At 32.8% G+C, this 7,422-nt stretch carries 8 protein-coding genes; 7 read left to right on the forward strand and 1 reads right to left on the reverse strand.

What is annotated here, in order from left to right; translation table 11 throughout:
• Positions 1-657, forward strand: a 657-nt coding sequence (locus KTQ83_RS10625; protein WP_217285043.1) for a diacylglycerol/lipid kinase family protein, incomplete at its 5' end; no start/stop codon positions are given.
• Between the two features lie 38 nt (positions 658-695).
• Positions 696-1,967, forward strand: coding sequence for an HlyC/CorC family transporter (locus tag KTQ83_RS10630; RefSeq protein ID WP_217256447.1), 1,272 nt, complete (start codon positions 696-698; stop codon positions 1,965-1,967).
• A gap of 27 nt (positions 1,968-1,994) precedes the next feature.
• On the opposite strand, the gene KTQ83_RS10635 is transcribed toward KTQ83_RS10630, so the two are convergent.
• Positions 1,995-2,708: a GntR family transcriptional regulator gene (locus KTQ83_RS10635; protein WP_217256448.1), complete on the reverse strand. Its 714-nt coding sequence runs from the start codon at positions 2,706-2,708 to the stop codon at positions 1,995-1,997.
• 232 nt (positions 2,709-2,940) lie between these two features.
• Between KTQ83_RS10635 and KTQ83_RS10640 the strand changes: the two genes are divergently transcribed.
• Genes KTQ83_RS10640 through KTQ83_RS10660 form a run of 5 tightly spaced genes read left to right on the forward strand, consistent with a single transcriptional unit; the run spans position 2,941 to position 7,201 of the window.
• Positions 2,941-4,353: a glycoside hydrolase family 1 protein gene (locus KTQ83_RS10640; protein WP_217256449.1), complete on the forward strand. Its 1,413-nt coding sequence runs from the start codon at positions 2,941-2,943 to the stop codon at positions 4,351-4,353.
• A gap of 3 nt (positions 4,354-4,356) precedes the next feature.
• Positions 4,357-5,676: a PTS sugar transporter subunit IIC gene (locus KTQ83_RS10645; protein ID WP_217256450.1), complete on the forward strand. Its 1,320-nt coding sequence runs from the start codon at positions 4,357-4,359 to the stop codon at positions 5,674-5,676.
• Between the two features lie 2 nt (positions 5,677-5,678).
• Positions 5,679-5,978, forward strand: coding sequence for a PTS sugar transporter subunit IIB (locus KTQ83_RS10650; RefSeq protein WP_117571019.1), 300 nt, complete (start codon positions 5,679-5,681; stop codon positions 5,976-5,978).
• On the forward strand, positions 5,978-6,292 hold the full coding sequence (locus KTQ83_RS10655) for a PTS sugar transporter subunit IIA (RefSeq protein ID WP_217256451.1): 315 nt from the start codon (positions 5,978-5,980) through the stop codon (positions 6,290-6,292). Before KTQ83_RS10650 ends, KTQ83_RS10655 begins: the two co-directional genes overlap by 1 nt.
• 15 nt (positions 6,293-6,307) lie before the next feature.
• Positions 6,308-7,201: an ROK family protein gene (locus KTQ83_RS10660; RefSeq protein WP_217256452.1), complete on the forward strand. Its 894-nt coding sequence runs from the start codon at positions 6,308-6,310 to the stop codon at positions 7,199-7,201.
• Positions 7,202-7,422: the final 221 nt, after the last annotated feature.

Below are 7,422 nucleotides of genomic sequence, written 5' to 3' on the forward strand. Positions count from 1 at the left end.
TATAGCACTGCCTGTAATAATTTGTCACTTACCACCCATTTGCAAAAGAGGAGCTATTTAAAAAGAGGAGACTTTTTAAATCTGGAAAATTATACAGATCCAGAATATATGGATTGTGATTTGATTAAAGTAAATGGAGAATATTCAATAAATACAGTTTCTTTTGGATTTGACGTGGAGGTTGCACGTCAGGTAAATGCACTAAAAAAGAATATAAAGACAGAAGGAATCATACCCTATGTTTTATCAACATTGATTAGTTTAAGAAAACCAATAGGTCAAGACTATCAAATTCAGATTGATACTAAAAAATTACCAAAAGGGAAATATGGATTCCTTGTGTTTGCGAATGGAAAATACTATGGTGGAGGATTTAAGCCGTGTCCAGATGCCAATGTTGATGATGGCTGGATGGATGTTTGTTTGATTTCAGATGTAAAGAGACATCAAATAGTTCGATTGGCAAAGAAATATCAAGAAGGAACGCATATACAGTATAAAAATCTAGTTTCTATGTACCAAGCTAAAACGATACATTTAAATACAGAAAATGAAATGATTTATGCGAATATGGATGGAGAAGTAAAAGGATTTAAAAATCCAACAATAGAAATCGTAGAGAAAGCGATTCGACTTGCTCTTCCTAGAATATCGTGAGTATGATATAATATTCAAAAATATAGGGAGTGTGAAAAATGGACTCGGATTTATGGATACAAATCCTTGAATTAGTTATTTTATTAGCTTTATCAGGCTTCTTTTCTTCAGCTGAAACAGCAATGGTTTCAGTTAGTAAGATTCGCTTGAGAACTTTAGAAGATGAAGGAAATAAAAAAGCATCATTAGCTTTAAGAATATTAGAAAATCAATCAAAAATGCTAAGCGCTGTATTGATTGGTAATAACTTAGTTAATACTTCAGCAGCAAGTATTGCCTCATTGATTGCTTATTCGTTTGGTGGAGCAGCCGTTAGTATTGCTACTTTTATCATAACTTTTTTAATTTTGGTTTTTGGAGAAATTACCCCTAAAACATGGGCAACAGTGAATGCGGATCAACTCGCAATTACGTATGCTCCGATTATTTCACTTTTGATGAAAGTTTTAACACCGATTATTTGGTTTGTGAATTTATTTAGTTCAGGTATTTTAAAATTAATGGGCATACAAAATCCAAATCAAAATATATCTATGACCGAAAGTGAGTTGCGTACAATTGTAGACGTTTCTCACGAAGAAGGTGTCATCGAAGAAGATGAAAAAGATATGATCAATAAAGTGTTTGATTTAGGGGATGCCAAAGCTAAAGATGTTATGATACCTCGTGTACATGTTGTGATGGCAGAAGTGGATAGTACATATAAAGATTTATTGGAAATATTTAGAGAAGAAAAGTTTACGCGTATTCCTATCTATCAAGATAAAATTGATAATATTATAGGTATCGTTAATATGAAAGACTTGTTGATGTATGATGATTTTTCACATTTTGATATGCAAAAGATTCTTCGTAAACCAAAGTTCACATATGAAAATAAAAAAGTATCAGAATTATTGATTGAAATGAAACAATCCACATTTAATCTTGCGATAGTCATGGATGAATATGGAGAATTTTCAGGTATCGTTACGCTAGAAGATATCATTGAAGAAATCGTCGGCGATGTTCAGGATGAATACGATGCACACGAAGAAGAAAATATTGTAAAATTAAATAATCAGACATATGATGTCAAAGGATATTTAAGTTTACATGATTTAAACGATTATTTAGATTTAGATTTAGATAGTGAAGACTTTGATTCAGTTGGAGGTTTAGTAATCGATGCACTTGGTCGTTTACCACAGACAAATGATGAAACGACTTTACCAAATGGAATTCGCATTAAAGTCTTGAAAGTAGAAAAAAATCGTATAGAATCTGTACGATTGATCTTACCTGATTCATTAACAAAAAAGGATGTTTAACTACATTTCGTAGTAAACATCCTTTTTTTAACGTCGAACAGAGAAAATATTGAATGCGAATAAATCGTATCTATGTCTAGAAATAGAATATTCAAAAGGTATACCATTATCTAAGTAGGCAATTTGATCAATTTCAAGAACAGGTTCAATATCTTTCAGTCTTAAGTATGTATGATCCAACTCATTAGATACATCTGCCTTTGTGGTTTTGTTGGCACTAGCTATTTTTAAATTCAATGTATTTTCAATATAGTCATAAACAGAATGAGATAAAACTTCTAAAGTAATGCCCGGAATCAAACTTGTTGGCATATAGGTTCTTTCAAGAACATAAGGCTTATTATTGACAAGTCTAAGTCGGAAAATATTATAAATTGGATCATCCACATTGATATTTAAATTATTTGCGATTTCTTCGTTCGCAAATTCTAATTTAAATTCTAAGATTTTAGAAGTGACATTTCCTTGGCTTGATTTAGTGAAACCTTGTAGTTCTCTTTCAGGAACAATGATTTGCCCTTTTGAGTTGTTGCTAGACATAACAAAGCTGCCTTGTCCTCTTTTACGATATAACAATCCTTCCTGCACTAGTAAATCTAGTGCTTTTTTCATTGTCATTCTTGAACAATTGTATTCTTTACATAATGAAATTTCATCAGGGATCTTTGAATTAGCAGGATATTCCTTATTTAAAATCTTGTCTTTGATTGAATCATAAATGGTTTTGTATTTAACATCCATAAAAAAAATAACCTCCTTAATATAGACAAATATAACATATGTCTATGATGTATTTATTATACATAAGTATGATATATAAAGTAAATACTAAGAATTAATTATTTTAATAGTTTTCTAATGACTATAGACATTTTATTTATAAAAATAAAAAAATATATATTTTATAATTTAAATGTCTAGACAAATAAATAAAATGAATATATAATGCAATCAGAAAAGGAGAGGATACAACATGGAGTTTATTTCATTCCCTAAAGATTTTTGGTGGGGAGCAGCAACAAGCGGGCCTCAAAGTGAGGGTGCCTTTGATAAAAAACATGAGAATGTAATGGATCATTGGTTTCACACAAAACCTGAAGATTTCTTTCAAGGTGTAGGACCAGATGTTGCAAGTGATTTCTATCACCACTACAAAGAAGATTTTAAACTAATGAAACAATGTGGCTTTAATTCATTTCGAACATCTATTCAATGGAGCCGTCTAATTTTAGATTTTGAAACATTCGAAGTGGATGAAAAAGCTGTGGAGTTTTATCGCAACGTAATTCAAGAAGCTAAAAACAATGGCATTGAATTAGTTATGAATCTACATCATTTTGATATGCCAGTTGAATTACTTGAAAAGTATGGTGGTTGGGAAAGTAAGAAAGTTGTAGATTTATTTGTTGGATTTGCGAAAAGATGCTTTGAACTATTTGGTAAAGACATTCGTTATTGGACTACATTTAATGAGCCTATGGTTATTCCAGAAGCTGGATATCTTTACGGATTCCATTACCCAAACTACAAAGGTAAGGGTAAAGAAGCTATGCAAGTGATATATAATATCAATCTTGCGAGTGCAAAAGTTATTGAATTGTATCATTCAATGAATTTGGAAGGGAAAATTGGAATTATTCTTAATTTGACACCTGCATATCCAAGAAGTCAAAGTAAAGAAGATTTAGCTGCATCTGAATTTACAGACGATTTATTTAATCGATCATTCTTAGATCCAGCTGTATATGGAAAGCTTCCAGAAAGACTAATAAAAGTGCTTGAAAAAGATGGCGTACTTTGGGAATATACAGATGAAGAATTAGAAGTTATTTCAAAGAATACAGTGGATTTCTTGGGTGTGAATTACTATCATCCAAAACGTGTTAAAGCACAGGATCATCCAGAAAATTTCAAGACACCATGGCAACCTGACCAATATTTTGAAGAATGGTTCTGGCCAGAATGTCGAATGAATCCATATCGTGGATGGGAAATTTATCCAAAGGCAATTTATGATATTGCGAAAAACGTTCAAGATAACTATGGAAATATCCCATGGTTTATTAGTGAAAACGGTATGGGCGTCGAAGGAGAAGAAAAGTATTGGGATGAAGATGGCAATGTTCAAGATGATTATCGAATTGATTTTTATGAAGAACATTTAGCGTGGTTAAACAAAGCAATGAAGGAAGGAAGCAATTGTTTTGGATTTCATGCATGGACAGCATTTGATTGCTGGTCATGGAATAATGCTTACAAGAATCGTTATGGTTTTATCAAGGTTGATTTAGAAACACAAGAACGTACAATTAAAAAATCAGGACATTGGTATAACGAATTAAGCAAACAAAATGGTTTTTATTATGATTTAAAAGAGGGAGAATAAAAAATGTCATTAGAAAATAATAAATTTGTAGATAAGTTTACAATGGTGGCAGTAAAACTAGGAAATCAAATTCATTTACGTTCATTACGTGATGCATTTGCGACAGTAATGCCATTGTATATTTTGGCTGGTTTAGCCGTTTTATTAAACAACACAGTATTTACTTGGATCTTCAGTGGAGATACATTAGCAAATGTTCAATATTGGGGAACAACAATCACAAACGCAACATTAAATATTTCAGGATTATTGATTGCAGCAATCATTGGCTATTGCTTAGCACGTAACCGCGATTTCGAAAATCCATTAGCAGCATCTATGATTTCAATGGCTTGCTTAATTGCGATGATGCCAAATACAGTTAGTGTCACTCCAAATGCTGCAAAAGCAGCTGTTGAAGTATCTGGCGTATTACCTTTCGCAAATTTAGGAACAGGTTCTATGTTTGCCGGAGTCATCGTAGCATTACTTGCTACAGAAGCATTTATCAAAGTATCAAACATTAAAAAACTTCAAGTGAATTTAGGTGATAACGTACCTCCTGCAGTAGGAAAATCATTCAACGTATTAATTCCAGTAATTATTGTTGTTTCATTATTCGGTTTAGTTTCTGCTGCTCTATTCAATTTAACAGGAAATAACATTATCAATTTAATTACAACATTTATCCAAGAACCATTACGTCATATTGGAACAGGATTATGGGGATGTATCATTCTTTACTCTTTAGGAAATATGTTGTGGTTATTTGGTATTCACCAATCTGTTATTTACAGTTCAATCTTAGAACCACTATTAATTATCAATATTACAGAAAATATTGCAGCATATAGTGCAGGACAAGCTATTCCAAATATTATCAACGTTTCTCAAGTTACAACGTATGGTTTAATGGGTGGATCTGGATCAACAATTTGTCTATTGATTGCGACTTTCTTAGTTGGTAAAAACGCAATGACAAAAAATGTTGCCAAAATGTCAGCAGCTCCAGGAATCTTCAACATCAATGAACCAGTTATCTTTGGATATCCAATCGTTTATAACATCACTATGGCTATTCCATTTGTCTTGGTTCCAGCTTTAGGTATCTTGATTTCTTATATCGCAACAGCAACAGGATTTATGAGTCCATGTGTTTCATTAGTTCCTTGGACAACACCACCTTTATTGAGTTCTTTCTTAGCAACAGCTGGAGACTTAAAAGCCGTATTAGTTCAAGCAATCGTATTAGTATTAGGCGTATTGATTTATATTCTATTTGTAAAAATTAACGACAGAGTATTAGAAAAACAAGCCGCAATGGAGAATGAAGGAGAAGAATAATCATGAAGACAATCTTATTAGTATGTAATGCTGGTATGTCAACAAGTATGTTAGTAAAGAAAATGCAGGATGCAGCTAAAACTATGGGGGTTGAAGTTGAAATCAGTGCAAAATCTTTGACAGAAGCAAAGAAAAACTTAGGGACTCCAGACATGATTTTATTAGGACCACAAATTCGCTATGAATTAAAGAACGTTCAGGCAATGGCTCCAAACTTACCTGTAGAAGCTATTAATATGCAAGATTATGGAATGATGAATGGTAAAAAAGTGTTAGAACATGCTTTGAAGGTATTAGGATAATGAACGAAGAATTTGAAATGATTTGTTTCCAGATTATCTCTAATAGTGGAGCTGCCAAATCAAATTATGTAGAAGCGATTCAAAAGGCTAAAGAAAAAGATTATGCAGCTGCTAAAGAATTAATGGAAGGTGCCGAAGAATTTTTCGTAGGTGCACATAAAGTACATGCGGATTTGATTCAAAAAGAAGCACAAGGACAAAAGACAGAATTCTCTTTATTGTTCATGCATGCAGAAGATCAAATGGCAAGTTGTGAAATGGCTAAGCTTTTTGCCGAAGAACTTATTTCTTTGTATCAAAAAATAGATGCTTAATAAAGAGAAGTAATTATGAAGTATGCAGTGGCAATTGATATTGGAGGAACAAATACACGTGTTGCTCTAATTGATGAAAACTATTATATTTGTCAAAGAATACAGTTTCCAACAGATACAGAAAATCCTTATGTGACAATGAATCAAATTCAAGAAGCTATCTATAGTTTTGAGAAAGATATTATAGGTGTGGGTATGTCTTGTCCCGGGCCGCTTGATTTGATGGTAGGAAAAATCTTAACAACACCAAATTTACATGGTAAATGGCATGGATTTTATGTGTCAAAAGAATTAGAAAATTTGATTCATAAACCCGTATATTTGGAAAACGATGCCAATCTAGCAGCTCTTGCAGAAGCTGTTATTGGCGAAGGGAAAGATTCTAATATCGTTCAATATTTAACAGTATCTACAGGACTAGGAGCCGGACTTGTTATCAATAAAGAAGTGTTTCAAGGAGCCCATGGATTTGCCAATGAAGTCGCAAATACATGTCTTTGGAATAACGGACCAAGTCATGGCAGTATCTATCCAGGTGGAATTGAAGCTATCTGCAGTGGAACAGCCATTGAACAACGTGCAAAACAAGCTGGATTAACAGTGGCTCATGCAGGAGAAGTGAATGACTTAGCCCTTCAAGGAAACAAAGATGCTAAAGAAATTATGGACGATGCAAAAGTATATTTGGCAAACTATATAGCGGGTTTACAAGCTTTTGTGGATCCTGAAATCATAATTTTAGGTGGATCTGTAGCTTTAAAAATACCTGGCTTTGTAGAAGAAGTTGAAAATCTAGTAAAAGAAAAAGTCTATTCAGTTATGGTTCCTCTTGTAAAAGTAAGAAAATCAACTTTAAGTGAAGATAGTGGCTTGTTAGGTGCAGCCTGTCTAGCGTTCTCTAAAGCCTAAAATAAAAAACCGATTGATATCCAATGTCATTAAGTTAAGAGATGACGAACCATCCAGATACTATTGTCTGGATGGTATTTTTATTTGAAGGCACGACGAAAATTGTAGTATTGCTACTACATTTTAAAAAATATATAATATTAGTTGTTAATCATATCGATAGTTAAAAGATACCGGTGATTTGGCTTTCACTTTCCGTTCATTCTGGCGATTAGGACGGA

The organism is Holdemanella porci, assembly GCF_019052655.1.
GTDB classification, from domain to species: Bacteria; Bacillota_I; Bacilli_A; order Erysipelotrichales; family Erysipelotrichaceae; genus Holdemanella; species Holdemanella hominis.